General features: G+C 66.7%; 12 protein-coding genes. 4 read left to right on the top strand and 8 right to left on the bottom strand.

The window, feature by feature from the left end:
* Positions 1 to 195: 195 nt before the first annotated feature.
* A complete protein-coding gene (locus tag AB0E94_RS32440) occupies positions 196 to 1,734 on the top strand; it encodes a hypothetical protein (RefSeq protein WP_360334143.1) in 1,539 nt (512 codons plus the stop codon).
* Here the strand turns inward: AB0E94_RS32440 and AB0E94_RS32435 are convergent.
* From AB0E94_RS32435 to AB0E94_RS32400, 8 genes are all read right to left on the bottom strand, one after another.
* Positions 1,706 to 3,919: a hypothetical protein gene (locus AB0E94_RS32435; RefSeq protein ID WP_360334140.1), complete on the bottom strand. Its 2,214-nt coding sequence runs from the start codon at positions 3,917 to 3,919 to the stop codon at positions 1,706 to 1,708. The genes AB0E94_RS32440 and AB0E94_RS32435 overlap by 29 nt on opposite strands.
* A 110-nt stretch (positions 3,920 to 4,029) precedes the next feature.
* Positions 4,030 to 4,776 (bottom strand): glycosyltransferase, encoded by a 747-nt coding sequence (locus AB0E94_RS32430; protein WP_360334137.1) that lies wholly within the window; start codon positions 4,774 to 4,776, stop codon positions 4,030 to 4,032.
* A gap of 909 nt (positions 4,777 to 5,685) precedes the next feature.
* Positions 5,686 to 6,600, bottom strand: a complete 915-nt coding sequence (locus tag AB0E94_RS32425; protein ID WP_360334134.1) for an oxygenase MpaB family protein — start codon at positions 6,598 to 6,600, stop codon at positions 5,686 to 5,688.
* Positions 6,601 to 6,621: 21 nt separating this feature from the next.
* Positions 6,622 to 7,815 carry an MAB_1171c family putative transporter gene (locus tag AB0E94_RS32420; RefSeq protein ID WP_360334131.1) on the bottom strand — a complete coding sequence of 398 codons (1,194 nt, stop codon included), beginning with the start codon at positions 7,813 to 7,815 and terminating at the stop codon, positions 6,622 to 6,624.
* 9 nt (positions 7,816 to 7,824) lie between these two features.
* A complete protein-coding gene (locus AB0E94_RS32415; protein WP_360334128.1) occupies positions 7,825 to 8,295 on the bottom strand; it encodes a hypothetical protein in 471 nt (156 codons plus the stop codon).
* 88 nt (positions 8,296 to 8,383) lie between these two features.
* Positions 8,384 to 8,905 (bottom strand): hypothetical protein, encoded by a 522-nt coding sequence (locus tag AB0E94_RS32410; protein WP_360334125.1) that lies wholly within the window; start codon positions 8,903 to 8,905, stop codon positions 8,384 to 8,386.
* 799 nt (positions 8,906 to 9,704) lie between these two features.
* A complete protein-coding gene (locus AB0E94_RS32405; protein ID WP_360334122.1) occupies positions 9,705 to 11,585 on the bottom strand; it encodes an ATP-dependent helicase in 1,881 nt (626 codons plus the stop codon).
* A gap of 53 nt (positions 11,586 to 11,638) precedes the next feature.
* Positions 11,639 to 13,642, bottom strand: coding sequence for an AAA family ATPase (locus AB0E94_RS32400; RefSeq protein ID WP_360334119.1), 2,004 nt, complete (start codon positions 13,640 to 13,642; stop codon positions 11,639 to 11,641).
* A 219-nt stretch (positions 13,643 to 13,861) separates the two neighbouring features.
* Here AB0E94_RS32400 and AB0E94_RS32395 point away from each other — a divergent pair, with 219 nt between their 5' ends.
* From AB0E94_RS32395 to AB0E94_RS32385, 3 genes are read left to right on the top strand one after another with little or no spacing between them, the layout of a single operon-like run.
* The gene (locus AB0E94_RS32395) at positions 13,862 to 15,961 is read left to right on the top strand and encodes an N-6 DNA methylase (protein WP_360334116.1); all 2,100 of its coding nucleotides are present in this window, start codon (positions 13,862 to 13,864) and stop codon (positions 15,959 to 15,961) included.
* Between the two features lie 9 nt (positions 15,962 to 15,970).
* Positions 15,971 to 18,058 (top strand): class I SAM-dependent DNA methyltransferase, encoded by a 2,088-nt coding sequence (locus AB0E94_RS32390; protein WP_360334113.1) that lies wholly within the window; start codon positions 15,971 to 15,973, stop codon positions 18,056 to 18,058.
* Positions 18,055 to 19,311: a hypothetical protein gene (locus AB0E94_RS32385; RefSeq protein ID WP_360334111.1), complete on the top strand. Its 1,257-nt coding sequence runs from the start codon at positions 18,055 to 18,057 to the stop codon at positions 19,309 to 19,311. The genes AB0E94_RS32390 and AB0E94_RS32385 overlap by 4 nt, the downstream gene beginning before the upstream one ends.
* The last annotated feature ends 11 nt before the right edge of the window (positions 19,312 to 19,322 follow it).

Here is a 19,322-nt window from a genome sequence, read left to right as displayed (position 1 = left end):
GCGATCGACTAGCTTCGTGCGATGCTCCATGTCGGCGGTGGCGATGACGAACAGGCTTCGGGTTACCCCATAGCCGGCAACCACGATCGATCGTTGCGCCGGGAGCCGGGAGCCGGGAGCCGGGAGCCGGGAGCCGGGAGCCGGGAGTTGAGGCCCGGCTGGCGGACACTTTCGACCGAACGCCGCGTCCTGGTAGTGGTCCGGACGACCGCGACCCTGACCCGGTTACTGGACGTGGCCGCGCTGATCATGTCGGAGCGGCGGATCGAGGTCGTCTTCACCGCCGATGACGGCAACGGCGCGATCCTGGCCGCCGGCATGCGGGAGGTCCTGGCCGCGCTGGAGGCGACGGTGATCCCGTGGGCGGAGGCGACTGGCGGAACGTTCGACCTGGTGCTGACGGCCAGTGAGAACGACGACCTGAGCGGCGTCGACGCGCCGGTGGTGTTCCTGCCACACGGTGTGGGCCACCTGAAGTTCTACCCGGGCACGTCCACGGTGTCCGGTCTGACTCCGGCCCGGATACGCGACCTGGGTACCCGTACCACCTTTGCGCTGTCCCATCCTGATCAGATCCGCCGGCTCGCCGCGATCTCCGAACCGGCCGCCGGCAACGCCCGGGTGGTGGGCGATCCGGCTCTCGGCCGGATGCTGGCGAGCAGCCATCGGGCGTCCTCCTATCGGCGGGGCCTGGACGCCGCCGGCCGTGCCCTGGTGGTGCTGGCGTCGACCTGGGGCCCGGATTCCCTGCTGGGATCATGGCCCGACCTGCCGGAGCGTCTGCTGGCCGAGCTTCCGGTGGACGAGTACCGAGTCGTCGCGGTCCTTCACCCGGGCATCTGGGCGCACGGCCCGTGGCAGGTCCGCGCCTGGTGGTCTCGTGCCGCCGAGTACGGCCTGCGAATCCTCCCACCACAGTCCGGCTGGCAGGCAGCCCTACTCGGCGCCTCCTGTGTGATGACCGATTTCGGTTCTCTGGGGCTGTACGCCGCAGCCCTGGACAAGCCGGTGCTGCTGTCCGACCGGAACAGCTCGACGACGGTGCCGGATTCGCCAGCCGGGGAGCTGGCGCGCGAGTCGCCGCGGATCGACCCGGAGAAGCCGTTACGGGCCCAGATCGACGCGGTGATCCACGCGCACGAGCCCGGCCGGTACGACCGGTTGTCCGCGTCGGCGGTTCATGCGCCGTGGCGGGCCGCCGAGCGTCTGCGCGCGCTGCTCTACGAACGGATGCGGCTGGCCGAGCCGGCGCACGCCGCCGAGTTCCCGCCGGTTCCGGTGCCGGCGCCGCAGCCCGAGGGCCCGGCGGCGATGCTGGCGAGCGCCGACATCTCGGATTCGCTGGTGACGGTGACCCGCCACCCGGGCATCGCCGAGCCGGGCGGGCGCCATTTCCGGCATCTGGTGGTGGACCAGGATCGCGCCCGTCTGGACCAGGTGAGCGCCGCGGACATCCTGATCGTGCACCCCGAGGATCTGGCGGAGACGGCCGGCCACTTCGACAGGCGGCCGCACATCGAACTGATAACGGCGCGCGCCGGCCCGTACACCTGCCGGCTCCGCACCCGGACGGCCGAGTTCGTCCTGCACGCCGCACCGGATCATCCGGGGCTGGATGTGACGGTGCTGGCGTCGTGGGCGTACACCCGAATCCATCGGGACCACCGGATCCCGGCGCAGGATCGCCTGCGGCTCGGCGAACGAATCATCGAGGTTCGCGCGGAAGCGCGTTGAGTCTGCTCTTGTACCTGTCGTAGCGCGGATGTGCGAGGGCGTAGCACGTCTCGGCGAGCCGGTCCCAGCCTCGGCGCGCAGCCTCGACGTCACCGCGACGCCAGGCGCTCTCCGCCGCCAGGTCGTCGATCTCCAGGTCGTAGGTGGTGGCGCCGCTCGTGCCGGCGAGCTCGCGGACCCGGGCGATCTCCGCGTCGGTCTGCGCCCACTCCCCGAGCAGGTCATGGACCCGGGCGCGGACCAGGTGATTACGCGACACGTTCCGCGGGCGGGTGGGGTCGGTGAACTCGGCCGCCTCGTCGAGCAGGGCCATCGCCCGGTCGGGCCGGCCGGCGCGAACCTCCAGGTTGGCCAACTCGCGGGCGTGGATGCCACGGGCCCGGCCGAGGCCGTGCGCCCGATCGATTTCCAGAGCCTGCCGGACCAGGTCAGCCGCCTGCCGGAACGAGTCCTTCGTCTCCTCGCCGCCGAGGTCGATGTCGTGCCGGACCCGTTCCCGTGCCAGCCGGGACCGGAACTCGAGCAGCGACGAGTCGAGCCGCGGATAACAAACCCGGGCCGCGTGTTCCCCGGCGATCTGGAGGCTGGTCTCCGCCCGGCCGAACTCGGCCAGCGCCGTCTCGATCCGCCCGCGGGTGCTGTGGAGGCGGGCGCAGGCCAGGTCGTCGCCGAGCGCCTGAGCGCTCTTGATACCCCATCCGATCCCGGTGGCGATCAGGTGATGACGCCCGCGATAGGTCAGAACGATCTCCAGCGCGCCGCAGAGCCGGATCGCCTGGTCATGCAGCCCCGAGTGATGGGCGAACTGCACGAGGTCCACGATCAGGATCGCGTGCATGTCCAGATATTCGATCGGGCTCAGATGCGTGAGCCGCCAGCCGAGGTCCCCGGTCAGTTCCGCGGGCCGCAGCCGGTCCCCTTCGAGCACCTGATCAGCCGCCATCGCGCACCGGGTCACGTCAGCTAGGAGCCGGCGCAACGCAAGATCAAGATCTTCCGGCGACGGTACGGCACGCTGCCGCACCAAGCGCAGCAGCCGGATCTGGCCGTTCGCGCCGTCGACCGCGAGACCGGCCCCCAGCAGCGTGTCGATCGTGGTGCCAGCCGGGTGGGCGAGCAACGAGTCGGCGCTGTCGCGGGTGAACGATCCGCCCGGATGCCCGGCGAGCAGCGCGAGGTCGGTGACAACTGCTTCCGGCAGGCTGCTCAGGCCGAGGCTGGTGAGCACCCCGTCGAACCCGCGCGGATCATGGCCGGCACGGAGCTCCGCGACGAGCCGGGCGACCGGCCGGACGTCGGCGCGCCGCAGCCGGAGTGTCGCCCCGGCCCGGCGCAGGAAGTCCGGAATGTCGTCGCAGAGCTCCAGAAGCTGCCCGGTGGCGTCCGGCTCGGCGTCGAGGATCTCGCTGGTGGCCTGCTGTTCGAGCAGTTCCCGGGCCGCCGTGCCGTCCAGCCCGCCGAGCATGACCGGCGGTGTCGGGCACCACACATCCAGATCGTCGGTGAGCTCCCGCACGGTCAGCAGCACAAGACTCAACGGCCAGTTGCGCGCCAGCACACGTGCCTCGGCGGCGCTCTCGACGTTGTCGAAGACCAGCAGGAACCGGCCGTGCAGCAGGGCCCGCTCGTAACGCGCGAACACCGCCGCGTCGCTGGTCTCGTCCATGCTCAGGCCGACCTGCCGCAGGACCGAGTCGAACACCTCCGTGTACCGCAGGGCGCCGCCGGTCCGGAACTGGGCACAGTCGACGACCGCGTTCCCGTCGGCATACTCCTCGGCGCGAAGGTGCCGGACCTGCTGAACCACATACGTCTTGCCCCACCCGGAACGCCCGACGACGACACGCGTCCCGGGCTCGCCCAGCCGGGCGAGCACCGCGACCCGGTCCCGGAATCCTTCCGGGCCGGGCGGCGCCACCAGGTCCGTGCCGGTCGAGCGCATCTCGGCCACGGCGGCGAACAGCTCCGCCCGGAACTCCGGGTCGCTCTCCAAAAGCTTCACGATCTTTGCGGTACGGGCGACCGGATCCCTGGGAAGGGTGGTGATCCGCCGGAACATCAGCTGTCGCAGGCTGGTCGCCCCGGCGAAGGCGGCGCCGACCGCGGCTGGGACCACGAGTTTCGTCGTCTCCTCGGTGGCCATCTGCAACGCTTTGAGCGCCTCGTCAGCCAAGACGTCGAGCATGCCCAGCACCTCCCCGTTACGGGGTGCAACGCCATCGATCTCAGCCACCCCGCGCCGACCGACGGTTACATTGTGGACTCCCGCCGTAGCGGAGCGCAAAACGCCTGACGTCAGGCCGCGCCGACGCGGACCCCGAGCCGGCGCAACGCCGCGATGCGCTGCCGGATCAGCGCCATCGACTCGTCCTGGAGCCGGGTCCAGCCGGCCTGCCCGGTGATCTGGCCGGGATGCCGCCGGTAGAGCCAGGTGACCTCGGACGGCAGAAACCCGGGCGTGGTCTCGGCCAGCGCAACGACCAGCGCCAGATCACCGCCGCGGGGTGTGGCCACCCAGCCGCCGAACGCACGCACCGTCTCGGTCCGGGCGGTGAGCCCGGCGCAGGGCGCGGCCGGCCGGCCACTGTCGAGGATCAGCTGGGTAAGCACGCCAGGCTCGATCATTCCGGGTTCGAGGGGCGAGGCGAACGACAGCCGGGTCTCGTCCGGCAGCAGATCGTGCGCCTGCCCGGTGACCCAGTGGATCCGCGGATGGGCGTCGAACGCCTCGACCGCGGTCCGCAACGCGCCGGGCAGCAGCAGATCATCGGAGTCGAGCACGTGCACGAGCGAGCCACCGGCCCGGGACAGCGCAACATTGCGGGCGATGTTGACCCCGAGCGTCTCACCGTTGGCCTGATACCGAACGAACGAGAACCGCTCCGCCACGTCAGCAACCGCCGACCTGGGCCCATCCTCCTGAACAAGCCATTCCAGCTCCCACCCGGCCGGCAGCCGCTGCCCGGCAAGGCTTTCCCCAGCCGCAGCGAGAAACTCCGCCCGCTCCGCATGAACAGGCGTGAGGACGGAGATCAACGGCATGAAACACCTTTCCTACCTGGTCCCGGCGGCCACCCTGGCGCCGAAATGATCGTCGCACGCCTGATCCGCCGCGCGAGCCCCACACGGACCCGGCAGGACCCCAACGCGGAATCCGCAATCTGCAAGCTACGGATTCCAGGACCCCCTGCAAGAAACGGAAAACAGGCTGCACAGCCACCTTGCAGAGGCCCCGGCGGGTCAGACCCCGCGCCGCCCCTTCACAGCCTGGCCACGGCGAGGACTACGACGGGTTGGAGGCGCCTGTTACCGACGGCGGGCCATCCGAATTGTCGGCAGTCCCGCTTCCATTCGCCGGATCCATGACCTCAGGGGCTTTGGACAGGTGGAGTCGTAGGGCTCGCAGCAGCGCCAGCGCGTGCCGCCGACCAGCGTCGTCAGCGGTCAGGGACCAGACAGCCACTTTGAAGATCAGATACACGCGCAACACAGCAGCAACGCCGGTAAGCGTGCCCGCACACAGCAGCGCCGTGACCCAATAGCCCATAAGCCCGATCTCTCCTGCTAGTCCCTTAAGAACAAGCAGGGAGCCATTTCGGCGCCAGGCACCGTTATATAGCTTTACCAGCTGGTAGGGAATACCGTTTTGATGGGGAATTTACGCCGCAGGCTCGCTGCATAGTCGCCCTCCGCCAGGGCACCTCGACCTGCTCCGTGAGCACGAAGGCACTGGCCCTCTCCTGCTCACCGCAGCGATGGCAAGGCCGTTGTCACGGTTTCGCTCGACGAGTGGAACGCCATGTTCTCGGTTCCGCCTCGAACGCCCGCCGACTGCTGGAGAGCAACTGTGCCGGTCGTCGGGCACGGGCAGCGGTCCTCACCGCCCGACCGCGCCTGATCTCGTCTTGCCGAGACGACACCCGATGGCTCGACGCAACAGCGTCGGCGTGCTCAGCGGCTGCCACCCGCGCCACGCGGATCGGGCGGCACGGTGTCCGGGCTCGGGCGACCGGGCGCGGCGCTCGGCTCCGGGCCGAGTTCGCCGATCTCGTACCCGTCGGGGTAGGTCTTGGCCTTGAGCCCGTCGCTGAACATCGGGGTGGCCCGCGGCTTGCCGAACCAGCGCAGCAGGTGGGCCCTCGTCCGGAGCCCGGCGTGCAGTCCGGCGCGCACCGGCCATGCTGCCGGGGTCGCCCGGGTGGCGGCCCTGAGCGTGTCGTCGTACATGGCACTGACGAGCGTGTTCCCCAGTGGGGCGAGCACGGGTGGGATGCGGTTGAGCATCAGCTGGCGGGTGGCGCGTTCGATGGCCGCGGCGTCGTCGTTGGGCTGCAGGTGAATGGCGTCGTAGGCGTCGAACCAGGCCTCGAGCTCGTCGTAGGAGCCAGGGATGTCGGTGATGGCCATGCGCTGGCCCAGTTCGCGGTAGAACAGGTAGGTGGCGCGGCGCTCATGGCAGCAGAGCCGCCGCCAGGCGTATCGGTCCAGCCACCTGGTCGGAATGATCACGAGACAGGCCAGGACGTACAGGTAGTGGTCGTTGGAGATGCCGTAGGGCCGGTGGATCTGGTTGATCCGCCGCAGCGCCTCACGCCCGCGGACCTGGTCGAAACCGTTGAGCACCATCTCGTACATCAGCAGGCCGGTGTCGTCGATGCGTTTCTGGGTGCGCTCGGTCAGCTCGCCGGTCGCGGTGTGCACAGCGGCGATCTCCGGCAGCGAGAAGGACCTGTTGAACGCCAGGTTGAGGCCGAGCTTCATGTCCCACGGGAACTCGTAGCGCAACATCGTCTGGTAGATGGACAGGTAGTCGCGCTCCGGGTCCAGCGAACGAGTCCGGGTGAGGTTGTCGTATCGGGCGGTCATTGACGATTTTCTCCCGAGGGGTCAGGGGTGGGTGGGCGCTGTGACGGAGGTGAGAGTGCGAGCCACCACCTCCGAGTCGGCGTAGGCGCCGGCAACCGCCACCAGCCAGGCGACCTCGCCGCCGTAGCCGTCGCCGGGCAGGTGCAGAGTGTCGGCCGGCTGCGGGTTGTCGGCGACGTTCCCGGCACGGTGCATGTGGATGGCATATGCCAGCTGGGCCGCTTCGACGGTGGCCTGGCGGGCCTCGCCGGTCAGGCCGGCCAGGTCGGCGTGGTGCTCGGCGACGGCGGTCACCCGGGCGCCCATGAACGGTCGCAGAGCGAGACGTGCGTCCCGGATCTCGGCCAGTCGGCGGATCAGGGCGTAGTCGAGGTCGCGGATCGCCGTCCGGGCGCGTCGCAGTGTCGGGTCGAGCTCGAGGTGGGGCAACTCGGTGACGAGATCGTGCCACAGCGGCGCGAGACGCCGGTAGGAGCGCAGGTCGCTCCAGCGTGGTAGTCGAGGGCCCCAGGCCGGCATGGTCAGGCCGATCGACATGAGCAACGCGCTGAGGGTCACCAGGACCGCGGCGATCTGGCGTTCGCCGTCGGGCTGCGATCCGGACCAGTACGCCAACAGGTAGATGATCTTGTTGAGGGCGTAGAGCAGAGCGAAGACCGCACCGACAGCCGTGGTGCGAAGCCCACGCCGTAGCCAGGTGCGGCCGCACGCTCTGGCGTACTGCCAGCAGAGGCGAGCGATGTCGATGAAGGACGCGAAGAAGCCGACCACCAGGAAGATCAGCAGGTAGGCGGTCACGATCGGATCGTCGGCGTACTCCACGGTCAGCCGCACCGGCGACTCGCGGACCAGGGTGTAGCCGAACAGTCCCAGCATCGCCAGGTACGCCCCGGCGGTGACCAGCATCCACCGAAGGGTCCGCCGGGCCGCCTGTTCCGGCGGTAGCGCGAGGAACAGCAGCCAGCTCTCCGAGCCGACGACGATGGCCATCACGCAGCCGTGGGAGAAGACTTTCGCCAGATTGGGCATGCCGGTCAGGCCGTCGACGGCGGCCGCCAGCGGCGGGATGGCGAGCGTGATGCCGGCGGCGAACGCCCCGAAGGTCACCGTGACCGCGCGCCGGGCCGGGCTGGGGCGACGGCGCTGAAGGCGAAGGATGTACCCGAAGGTCAGCCAGCCGGTGGCCGCGCACGCTGCATAGAGGACGGTATCCACCAACGACCTTCAGCTGGTGGGATCTTCGAGTGCCAGCCGCAGCCGCTGGCGCAGCTCCGCCTGGCGGTCATCCAACGGCCCGGTCGGCTCCTCGCCACCACGACGGGCGCGGCGCAGCAGTAACGAGCCGATCATCTCCGCCTCGCGCTCCTCGGCCGCGTCATAGTTGCTGCGGCCGAGGAAACGCTGCACGAGTCGCGGGTCCAGGTCTGGCAGCAACAGCCGGAACGTGTCCGGATCGAGCGACGCGGAGGCCCGGTGGCCGGCGAGCAGGTGACCGATCTCGTGCCCGATGATCAGCATCTGATGCAGGGGTGACGTGTCCTGCTCGTAGAAGATCGCGTCGAACTTCCCCGTCGGCACATACATCCCGCACACCGTGCGGGCCGGCAGGGCGATCGGAATCAGCACGATGGGACGGCCCTGACGCTGGTCACCGAGGACCCGGCACAGCTCGTGGATGTCGAACGGCTCAGGCACATCGATCTCGGCGACGAGCTGTTCACACCGTCGCCGTAATTGATCATCGTGCACGCCATGACCCCCGTCCTACATACTGCCGGCGCCTCTAAATGAGACCGCGCGGTGGGGTTCTCGCTTCCGCACGGGCCGTCGACTCGGTCGCCTCGCGCAGCCGGAGAACCATCTGCTCCACAAGCAGGGTGTCGGTGGCGGACAAGCCGGTGTCGGCGAGAACCTGGCGCAACGCGACCTGTTTGACATCGATGCGGCGAAGCTCACTCAGAATCGCGATCTGCTCCATCACCCGGCTCGCGGCGTCGTCCTCCACGAAATATCCGGTGTTGACGTCGAACGCCCGCGCCAGAGCGCGCACATGGGAGGTACGGGGATCGCTGGCCACACCGCGGCGCAGCTCGCCGATGTAGGCGGCGCTAATCGAGACGCCGGTCTGCGCCGACAGGGTATTGATCTTGTCGGCGATCTCCTTGTTGGTGTACCTCCGGCCCGGTTCGTCGCCGTCGCCGAGCTCTTCCGGCGTCGGCCGGATGTGGTCGAACAGGTATTCCAGCCTGGCAGCGAGCGTGTCGAGCGGCGGTAGATCGTGCTCACCCGGCCCATCCGAGACCATTGCCCGCCCCTCCCCCTGCCTGCGGCAAGCACCATCACCGCCTCGGCAACACATTCACAAGCATAGTTGACACCGTTACTCAGAGCAGGGGTATGCTCGCTCCCGCCGAGAAACGCCCGTTGAGAGCACGCATCCTTCGCTAAACGGGTGTTGGGCAGTTCAGTGCAGGTCCGCTGGTGCGGGCCGGTTCACGGGGGCCGGCCCGCGCCACGTGGCATGCGGAACCAGCAAGGTGTCAGCAGTGTGCGTACACCAACGAACCGCCGACCCGACATCAGGGCCAGCGGTTCGCGCAAGATCAACGTGGGCCGGACGTTGCACCATGCGAACCGCCCGACCATCGTCACCGGCGAAGCGCTATCAGGGCGTTTGACCAGTTCACGGAAGAGCCGGCCAGCCCAATAGCCTGGCTTGCGCTCGGCGCCTGCCTGCTCGGAGGCTGCAGTACCAGGCCAGAGGGCCAAGATGGCGTCACACTTCGACTCCCCGTCACCGGCGGGTGCGGCGGTGACAGGCAAATCGACCATGAACGGCTGGGGCTACTGGAAGGTTCGCCGGGAGGGCAAGCGTCGTCGCCCTGTTCGACGTTGTCAACGGTCGGCAGCGTTGGCGCGAGGGGGCTCCTCGACTCCCAATAATCCGGGGCCGCCGAATCAGAGAGAACTGAACCCTTCTGACACTCGGCGGCTGTCTGGAGCAGATCGCGGGCATGCCGGATCTTTGCGGTACACGCAACACCGAGCGCGAGCTGGCTGTCGCGCCCGAACGGGGCATGGTCGTCACCGCCCGACCGATGCGATCAGCCTTGGTTAATCTCGGGTACGCCGGCCTCGTCGAGCATGGTGAAGAAGTCCGCGATTCGACCCCGGCGAGCATTCGGGCTTGTGGTGGTGAAGATGATGCGTTGGGCGGCGCGGGAGAGCCCTACGAAGAACGTTGAGGTCGACTCGACGGGATCTCGGTCGTACGCCCACCATTGCTCGTCGTCGAGACCGAGGAAGAACACCGTGTGATACTCGAGACCCTTGCTGCGATGCGCGGTGAGCAGGGCGACCGCGTCGGCGCATTCGAACCGCTCCAGCGCGTTCGTCCAACTGGCGTCCGCTGGAGTGACGGCAGCGAGCCGGACCCGAAACGCTTCGGTGATCAGGTCCAGCTGATCGCCTGGTGTCGCCGACTTCATGTATCGATGCAAGGCTTCGGCGTCCACCAGTCCCAGCAGGTGTGCGACGCAGTCCCCGGCTGCGATGGTGTGCGGCGGATTGGCTCGCATCCAGGAGCGCAGGGCGCGGGTCAGTATGGACAGGTCGTCCCCGACGCGCCGCAGTGCCACGTCATCGCCGGCGGCGCTGTGGATCCGGGCGAGGGTTGATTGGACCTCGCGCCATACCTGGTGCAGGCCACGCGGCTGGTCCCCCAGTTGTAGCAGGCCGAGCAACAGCCGGGCGATCTCGTGTTTGAGCAGGTCCTGTAGGCGCATCTCGCCGACCAGTTGGTCGTCGTTGCGTACCTTGATGCCGTATCGGGCCAGTGCCTGGCTGAACCGGCTTTCGTAGTCGCCGACCTTCTGCCGGGCGAGGAGGGCGAAATTAGCCGGCACCCGGCCGGAGGTGGCGATGTCCTGGGCGATGCGGTGGGCAATGACGGTGGCTTCCCGAGCGGGGCTTGAGAACTGCCACAGTTCGGCCGGGTTGTCGTCGCTGGTGGCGGCGACCCTCGAGACTGCGGGCCTCGCGCGCGGGTCGAGCCGGGTGGCGATGACGTGCTGCATACGCGTCAGCTTGGGGCTGGAGCGGAAGTTCAGCTCTAAGTCGTAGCGGGTCGCGCCGAAAGCGGCGGTGAAGCGTTCGAGGGCTTGTGATATCGCGCCGGCCCACCCCATGATGTTCTGCTTGCTGTCGCCGACGGCAGTGACCGTCGGCCCGTCGGTGAACACCGATGCGAGTAGGGAGAACTGGGCACTGGTGGTGTCCTGGAACTCGTCGACGAACACGAACGGGTAGGTCTGACGGAGAGCTCGCCGCAGCTTCGGTGCGGAGCGCACGAGGAGTTCGGCCAGCCGGTTGAGCATGACGAAGTCGACCTCCGCCGGGCCGGGCCGCAGGTAGCGCCGCTGCCACCATTGCAGGACTGCGTAGGCGGTTGCGTCGTCCGGACCGTCGGAGGAAAGGTTGATCGGAAGATTCCAACCGCCGACGGTGTCGGGTAGGAAGGCGTCTGCGCGAAAGCGCGTGGCCTGGGGACGGAACGGGGTGGGCGCGGTGGCGATGATGTAGTCGAGGAAGGACCCCACGTCACGCTTCGAGGGGAATTTGACGTCGTATCCGTTGGCCATCTGCCAGTCCTTCGGCAGGGCCGAGGCGAACCGGTCGACCAGGCCTTTTGTGTAGGCGTCGAACGTCATGGACGCGAATCGGTCGGCGTGTTCGGGGACGCGGTCGCTGACCCTCCGGGCAAGGTTGGCGGCAGCGTCACGCTTGAACGAGATCGCCAGGATGCGCTGCGGCCATGGGCAGATGCCGGTTTGCAGCAGGTAGCTGGCCCGCTGGGCGAGGAACTCGGTTTTCCCGGCTCCCGGCCCGGCTACAACCGCGGTGTTCCCTGAGTCACGCAACGCCCGCCACGCGTTCGCTTCGAGGTCCTCGACGCCGATGGGCCGCCAATCCTCGGGCCGAATCAAAGCGGGTGGACGGGACGCAGGAGTGTGGTATCCGTACGTAGCGTCTGAATGGCTCACAGTCCCACCTGCTTGCGGATGTGATCGATGAGCGCGGCGAGAACCTCAGGCGTGCGAGCCCGTAGCTGGCCGTCGGTGAGACGGCTGAGGGCCAGCAGATGACTGCTCGGCTTCGACCGGTTTAGGAACAGGTAGCGGTACCAGCGCAGCAGTTCGGGATGGGGCTGCTCGTTCCAGTACGCCTCGTCGGTGCACTTCTTGCCGATCACGGACACCAGTGCGTCGTCCTCCCTGGGACCGTGGTCGCCCGGTTCCAGCTGGGTGTAGGCGTCGGGAAAGTGCGACAGCATGACGTAGTCGAGGTCGAGCGGCCCGGCGAAGAAAACTCCATGCCGGCGCAGGTGCTCAATGATCGGCTCCAGCTCGTTGAGCTTGTGCCCGTTGACAATGTCGTCCACATCGGCGTAGCCGTCCAGGCCGTCGAGCGCCAGAACGTTGATGTTGCCGAGTCGGCGGCACGCATCGCGAAGCCGGGCCGGACCGGCTCCTTCGCGGCCGTAGTCGAGGTCCAGCAGGGTCGCATGCGGGATGCCGAGGTCGTCGAGCAGCCGCCACATGTGGTTGGTGTGCCGACCGCCGAGCGGGACGACCGCCACGAAGGACGGGTCGAGGTCGACGCCCCGGGCTTGGGCGACGCGTGGGATGACCAGTTGTTCGGTGTCGCCTTCACCAAGCACGACGAACTTGGCGAAGTACAGCTCGGGATGGGCCTGGACGGCTTCACGAACGTACTTGCCTGCTTCGCTTCCGTTGTCGGGGAGCAGGATCGCGCGTACCGAGGAGGTGGCGGTGCGCGGGTTGACCCGGAAGTACCGGAGATCCGTGGGCTCGATGCGCGTGAGCACGCTGGCGCAGTGGCTGGACAGCAGCGCCTGGGCCGCCGTATCCCTGGAGAGCTCCGTCAGCTGGTTGACGATCCTGGAGAGGTAGAACGGCGAGACACTGTTCTCGGGCTCTTCGACCAGGACCAGGGTCAGACTCGGCAACTGGGCCGCGTCCAGGACGAAGTCCGTCTGGTGCTGCTCGTCGTAGACCGCGGCCTCGACGTCGAGGGTCGTGGCCACCAGCGCCAGGTGCAACAGCGATCGCTGCCCATCGCTGAGCTGGCGGGCAGGCCGGGCACGACCCGTGGGATCCGGCTCGAAAACCAGTTCGGTCTCCCGTACGAGCTCGTCTAAGTCGTCGTCGAGCAGGCGCAGCTTCGGGGTGGCGTTGGTCCCCGCGTCGTGCAGTTCCCGCCACCGCCTGCTCAGAGTTCCCTCAATGGCTCGAACCGCCGGCTCACCGGAGAACTGCGACGCGATGCCGGCGGCGTTCTTGCTGACCAGCTCGCGGAGATCCGGTGACCACCTCGCGGCCCGCCACAGTCGGCTGCGCAAGAAGCCGGTCAGCTCGCGGGCACCGTCACGCGAAGCCGGAAGGTAGACCACCTGGATGCGGCCACGCTCGGCCGCCGGGAGCAAGATGTAGTCCCCGTCGTCGTACGCCTCGGCCAGCGTGCGGACCACGATGCGGGTGTCCGTGATCGCGCCGTCGATGGTGCCGTCGTCCTCCCAGGTGGCTTTCAGTACGATCCGGACCTTCAGGTCGCCGTCATCGCCTGCGGCCATCCGAATGAAGAACTCAGGCACCACCCGCCGGTGACCGATCTGCCGTCGCGAGGCCGGGCCCTCCGCGCCCTGACCGCCGACGTCGGCGACTCCGACGCCAGCGACAAGATGGTCGTCTTCATCGAGTTCCGGAAAGGCGATCACCGCCTCGATCGTCAGGTGCCGGCTGGCCGGAACCTCAGTCTCGTCGACCGGAACGTGAAAGTCCGACGCGCGCACCGCGCGCTCGGGCCCGGTGATCCCGAACAGGCGCAGCAGCGCCTGGCAGGCGGCGGTCTTGCCGGTGCCGTTGGTGCCGATGAAGGCGGTCAGGTCCGGGCCCAAGTTGATCGTGGTACGCGACGGCCCAAAACACTGAAAGTTCTCCACAACGAGCTTCTCGACGAACATTCTCCACTTTCCACTGTGAAAGGTACGAATGGGAGGGGCGCCCTCCGGGCGACCTGGCCGACCCGGGGTTCGGTGGAGCTTGACGGCAGCACGCCGTCTCGAACTGAAAGCGACCGTAGCATGCGCGTCAATGAAAGCACTGTCAAACCGTTTACATGCTCATCCCATCGTGTAAGGTGCGTGGTGAAACCTCCCCCGTACCGACCGACAGGACCTCACATGCCGGACCTCGCCCTGATCACCGCAGCCGAGATCTCCCGGCTGGCCGGGGTCACGCGGGCGACGGTAAGCAACTGGCGCCGGCGACACGCGGACTTCCCCACGCCCTCCGGCGGGACGGAGGCCAGCCCGGCGTACGACCTAACTGCGGTGCGCGCCTGGCTGGCCGCCCGCGGCCAACTCCCAGCCGTCTCCGCAACCGAGGATCTACGCGCGGCATTGCGCAGCGACCGAATGGCCTCGGCACCGCTGGAGTTGCTCACCTTGGTCATCGCCGCCGGGAGGATGGACGCCAGCCAACTCAAAGACCTGATCGCCTTGCCCGACGATTTGCTCGTCCCCCGCCTGGTGTCAGCGATCAAGCCATACCGCGAAGTCGTACCGGGAGCCGGAAACCCACGCTACGACGACATGAGCGCCGACTCGTTACGCACGCTGCTGCGCTCCGTCGCCGAGGCGGGAGCCGTGGCGACCGCCGGAATCTTGACCGAAGGTGACCTGGACGACACCGCCAGCGGCAACTATCAGACTCCCGTCCCATTGGCTGAGCTGATGGCTGACCTGCTGTCCGCCCCCGGCAAGCCCCACCCCACTACTGTCTTCGACCCGGCGTGTGGCAGCGGCGGCTTCTTGGTCGCAGCCAGCCGCCGTGGTTCGACCAAGCTTTACGGCCAGGACGTCGTCCTCGGCCAGGCCGCCCAGGCAGCAGTCCGCATCACGGTCATGACTACGGAGGCGCAGGTGACCGTGCGCACCGGCGACAGCCTGCGCTCCGACGCGTTCCCCGGATTGCTGGCCGATGCGGTGCTGTGCGCGCCGCCGTACGGGGACCGGGACTGGGGTCATGAAGAGCTCGCCTACGATCCGCGGTGGATGTTCGCGCTGCCCCCGAAGAGCGAATCGGAACTGGCCTGGGTGCAGCACTGTCTAAGCCACACGAAGCAGGGCGGATGGGTCGTCATGCTCATGCCACCGGCCACCGCCGAGCGACTCGCCGGTCGCCGCATCCGAGCAGACCTGGTCCGAAGCGGCACACTACGTGCCGTGATCGCCCTACCGGTCGGGGCCGCGCCACCGCTGCACATCGGGCTGCACCTCTGGCTACTTCAACACGAGCAGCCGAGTCCATCGCAACATGTCCTGTTCGTCGACATGGCCGGCATCGATACTCACCGCACGAAAGGGACACCGACCCGGCGCTCAGCCGTAGATTGGGATGCCCTCCGCGACGTGGTGCTCAAAGTCTGGAACGACTACGACCTTCATCCCGACGCGTTCGACACCATCCCCGGTACGGCCAGCACAATCTCGGTTGTCGACCTGCTCGACGACGCCGTGGACCTCACTCCGGCACGCCACGTCCGAGTGACTCCGGCACCCGCCCAACCTGACGAGTTGGCTGCCACCGCACACGCGGTACGCGACCGGTTGCGGCGAGCGGCTGCCGGGTTGACCGCACTCAGCGGCGGCGAGCCCTGGCCACCCGCCGGCGCCGAGGCCCGTTCATGGCGGCACGCCACCGTCGCCGATCTGCTACGTGGCGACGCACTGGACCTGGTCCGCGCCCCGATGCTCAATCGGCGAGCTGACGTGGACATCGACGACACGACATCTGCCAGAACGCTGACCGTCCAGGACGTGCTCACCCGTCGACCGCCCTCGGGACCGCCTGAACACACAGTCGAGGAACTGACCATCGAGGTGGGCGATGTCATCTTGCCTGAGATGTTGCACTCCGGCACCAGCGTCGCCCGAGTCGCCGACGCCACCGACGCCGGTCACCTCCTAGGCCGCCTGCTGTATCTACTGCGCCCAGATGCCGCCCGATTCGATCCGTGGTTTCTCGCCGGGTTCCTCGCCGCCGAGGGCAACCTCAACGCCGCGGCGAGCGGCACCAGCGTCATCCGGGTCGACGTGCGCCGCCTGCGGATACCGCTGCTCCCACTGGCAGAGCAGCACCGATACGCGCTGGCGTTCCGCCGCCTGCACACGCTGCGCGTCGCCGCCGACCTCACGAACCGGCTCGCCGATGAAACCGCCCGTGTCCTGAGCGCTGGCCTCACCGAGGGAGCGCTACTCCCACCCGACATCGCTACCTGAGCACCACCGATGACCGAAACCTACGGCTCTGGTATTGACGGAAGGAACCCGTTGAACAGCAACAAACACACCGAACTGGCGAACCACGCCTGGTCGGTGGCCGACCTCCTGCGCGGCGACTATAAGCAGTCCGACTACGGCAAGGTCATCCTGCCGTTCACGGTGCTCCGGCGCCTGGAATGCGTCCTCGAGCCCACGAAGGCAAAGGTCGTCGCGGAATACGAACGGCTGCGGCGTGAGGGGAACCCTGACGCGGCCCGGTGGCTACGCCGCGCGGCTGGCCGCAGCTTCTACAACACCAGCGGCTACACACTCGAAGCGATCACGAAGGACTCGGGCCAGACCGCCAAACACCTCCTCGCGTACATCGGCGCCTTCTCTGACAACGCCCAAGAGGTGCTGGACAAGTACGATTTTCCCCAGCAGATCCGGCGCCTTGATAACGCCAACCTGCTCCACCAGGTCGTCGGCCGGTTTGCCGACCTTGACTTGCGGCCGATCGAGCTCAAGGACGGCAAGCCGGTGCTCGGCGACGATGGCCAGCCGAAGGTCATCGTCTCCAACCACCAGATGGGGTACATCTTCGAGGAACTGATCCGGCGCTTCGCCGAGCAATCTAACGAGACCGCCGGTGAGCACTTCACCCCGCGTGAGGTCATCGAACTTATGGTCAACCTGTTGATCGCGCCGGACGACGACGCGCTCAGTCTGCCCGTGGTTTCGCGTACGGTCATGGACCCGGCGTGCGGAACTGGTGGCATGCTCTCGGCCGCCGAGGAGCACATCAAGCGGCTCAACCAATCAGCCGAGGTCACCGTCTACGGCCAGGAGCTGAACCCAGAATCTTGGGCCATCTGCGGATCCGACATGATGATCAAGGATCAGGACCTGGCGAACATCAAGTTCGGCAACTCGTTTAGCGACGACGGCCACCGCACCGGACGCTTCGACTACCTGCTGGCCAACCCGCCGTTCGGCGTGGAATGGAAGAAGGTCAAGGACGAGGTCGAGCACGAGTACGAGGCGCTCGGCGAGAGCGGACGATTCGGCGCCGGCCTCCCTCGGATCAACGACGGCTCGCTGCTGTTCCTTCAGCACATGATCTCGAAAATGAAGCCGGTCACCGCCGACGGCAAAGGCGGCAGCCGAATCGCCATCGTCTTCAATGGCTCGCCGCTGTTCACCGGCGCCGCCGAGTCGGGCGAGTCCCGCATCCGTCAGTGGATCCTGGAGAGCGACCTGCTCGAAGGCATCGTCGCCCTGCCCGATCAGCTCTTCTACAACACCGGCATCTCCACCTACTTCTGGATCCTGACCAATCGCAAATCCAACGGCCACCGAGGCAAGGTCGTCCTACTCGACGCCCGCGACCAGTTCGCCAAGATGCGAAAATCCCTCGGCGACAAGCGGAAAGTTATCGAACCGAAACAGATCAAAACCATCACCCAGCTGTACGCCGAGGCTCTCGACGCAGCCCAGAACCCCGAACACCCGATGCACGCCAAGGTGAAGATCTTCGCCAACGAGGACTTCGGCTACCACCGCATCACCGTCGAACGCCCGCTGAAACTGCGCTTCGAGGTCACCGAGGAAACACTGACCGAACTGGCAGCCTCGAAAACGATCCAGAAAGTGACCAACGCCGAAGCACTAGCCACCGCACTGAAGCCGTTGGCGGGCCGGACGTGGCCGACGAAGCGCGATGCGTGGGACACGCTGCGCAAGACGATGGCGGAAGCAGGGGTGCCGTGGCCCACCGGCACCGCCTTCCAGAAGGCAATGCGCGAGATCATCGGCGTACGCGACCCAGAGGGCGAGGTGCAGTTCCTCAAGGGCAGTACCGAGCCTGACCCGGATCTACGTGACTACGAGAACGTCCCGCTCGACGAGGACGTCGACGAATACCTGCACCGCGAGGTTCTGCCCCACGTCCCGGACGCCTGGATCGATCACGACAAGACAAAGACCGGCTACGAGATCCCCTTCACCCGTCACTTCTATGTCTATCAGCCACCCCGCCCTCTCGCCGAGATTGACGCCGAATTGAAGGCCTTGGAGGCGGAAATTCAAGATCTTCTCGGTGAGGTAACGCAATGACGGTTGATGGTGGCGCCCTCCGGCTGCGCTACCTGCTTAAGCCTCGGGAAATTGTTGGACACCCGGACATGCAGGTGCTTTCCGTCTATCGCGACCATGGCGTCATTCCGAAGTCTTCCCGGGATGACAACTTCAACAAAACACCCCTGGATCTTTCACGTTACCAAGTGGTGCGGCCAGGTGATCTTGTAATCAACAAGATGAAAGCATGGCAGGGATCGCTCGCGGTCTCACGCTTCGATGGAATTGTAAGTCCAGACTATTTAGTGTGTGCCGTCAGCCCGGAGGTGACTTCGAGCTACCTACACTTCCTCCTTCGATCGGCTCCGCTGGTCAATGAATTCCGAATGCGGTCCAAGGGCATTCGCCCTGCGCAGTGGCGTCTATATTGGGAAGATCTGGCGGAAATCGAAGTAAACCTTCCCGGAGTAATCGAGCAGCAACGTATTGCGAACTACCTCGAGAGTGAGACGTCGCGAATCGAAGCGCTGAGCGAAAAGCTGCGAAAGCAGCGTGACCTGCTAGAAGAACGTACTCTCGCAGCCGTATACGCGTCGATCGCTGGGCTTAACGAGCCAGGGCAGCGGCGAGTAAGTGGAATATCGTGGCTTGGGAGTGTCCCGTCCAGCTGGCCGGTGATGCCTGTCGGATACCAGTTCGAAGTTCTGCTTGGGAAAATGCTAAATCAGGATCGGGTGCAAGGCGAGCACCTGAAGCCCTATCTTCGCAATACAAACGTACAGTGGGACAGAATTAACACCGACGACCTGCTGAAGATGAATTTCGCCCCACAGGAACAGTCGCGCTATCGCCTCCTTCCGGGAGATCTTCTGGTGTGCGAGGGTGGCGAGCCGGGGCGCTCAGCAATCTGGGACGGAAGCGTCGAAGAGATTTATTATCAGAAGGCTTTGCATCGGATCCGCGTGTGCGGCTACAGTTCGCCTCGCTGGCTGTACTATTGCATGCGCGCGGCGACGGCGCTGAATGTCTTCGCGGTCGAGGGAAACACGACGACCATCGCTCATTTGACGGGCGAGCAGCTAAGGGCCCATCGCTTCCCATTTCCTGCCAGAAGCATTCAGGATCGAATAGTCGCGCACCTAGATGCCATCAGCGGTCGGCGAACTTTGCTGGAAACCAAACTCTCGAAACAGCAATCTGTGCTCGTCGAACGACGCCAGTCGCTAATAGCTGCCGCTGTAACAAGGCAGATCGATGTTTCCACATTGAACGTACGAGGAACCGAGGGCTGACAGGCCATGAG

It is taken from the genome of Actinoplanes sp. NPDC026670 (assembly GCF_040638175.1).
Lineage (GTDB): Bacteria > Actinomycetota > Actinomycetes > Mycobacteriales > Micromonosporaceae > Actinoplanes.
This window is presented reverse-complemented; position numbering and strand designations above follow the sequence as displayed.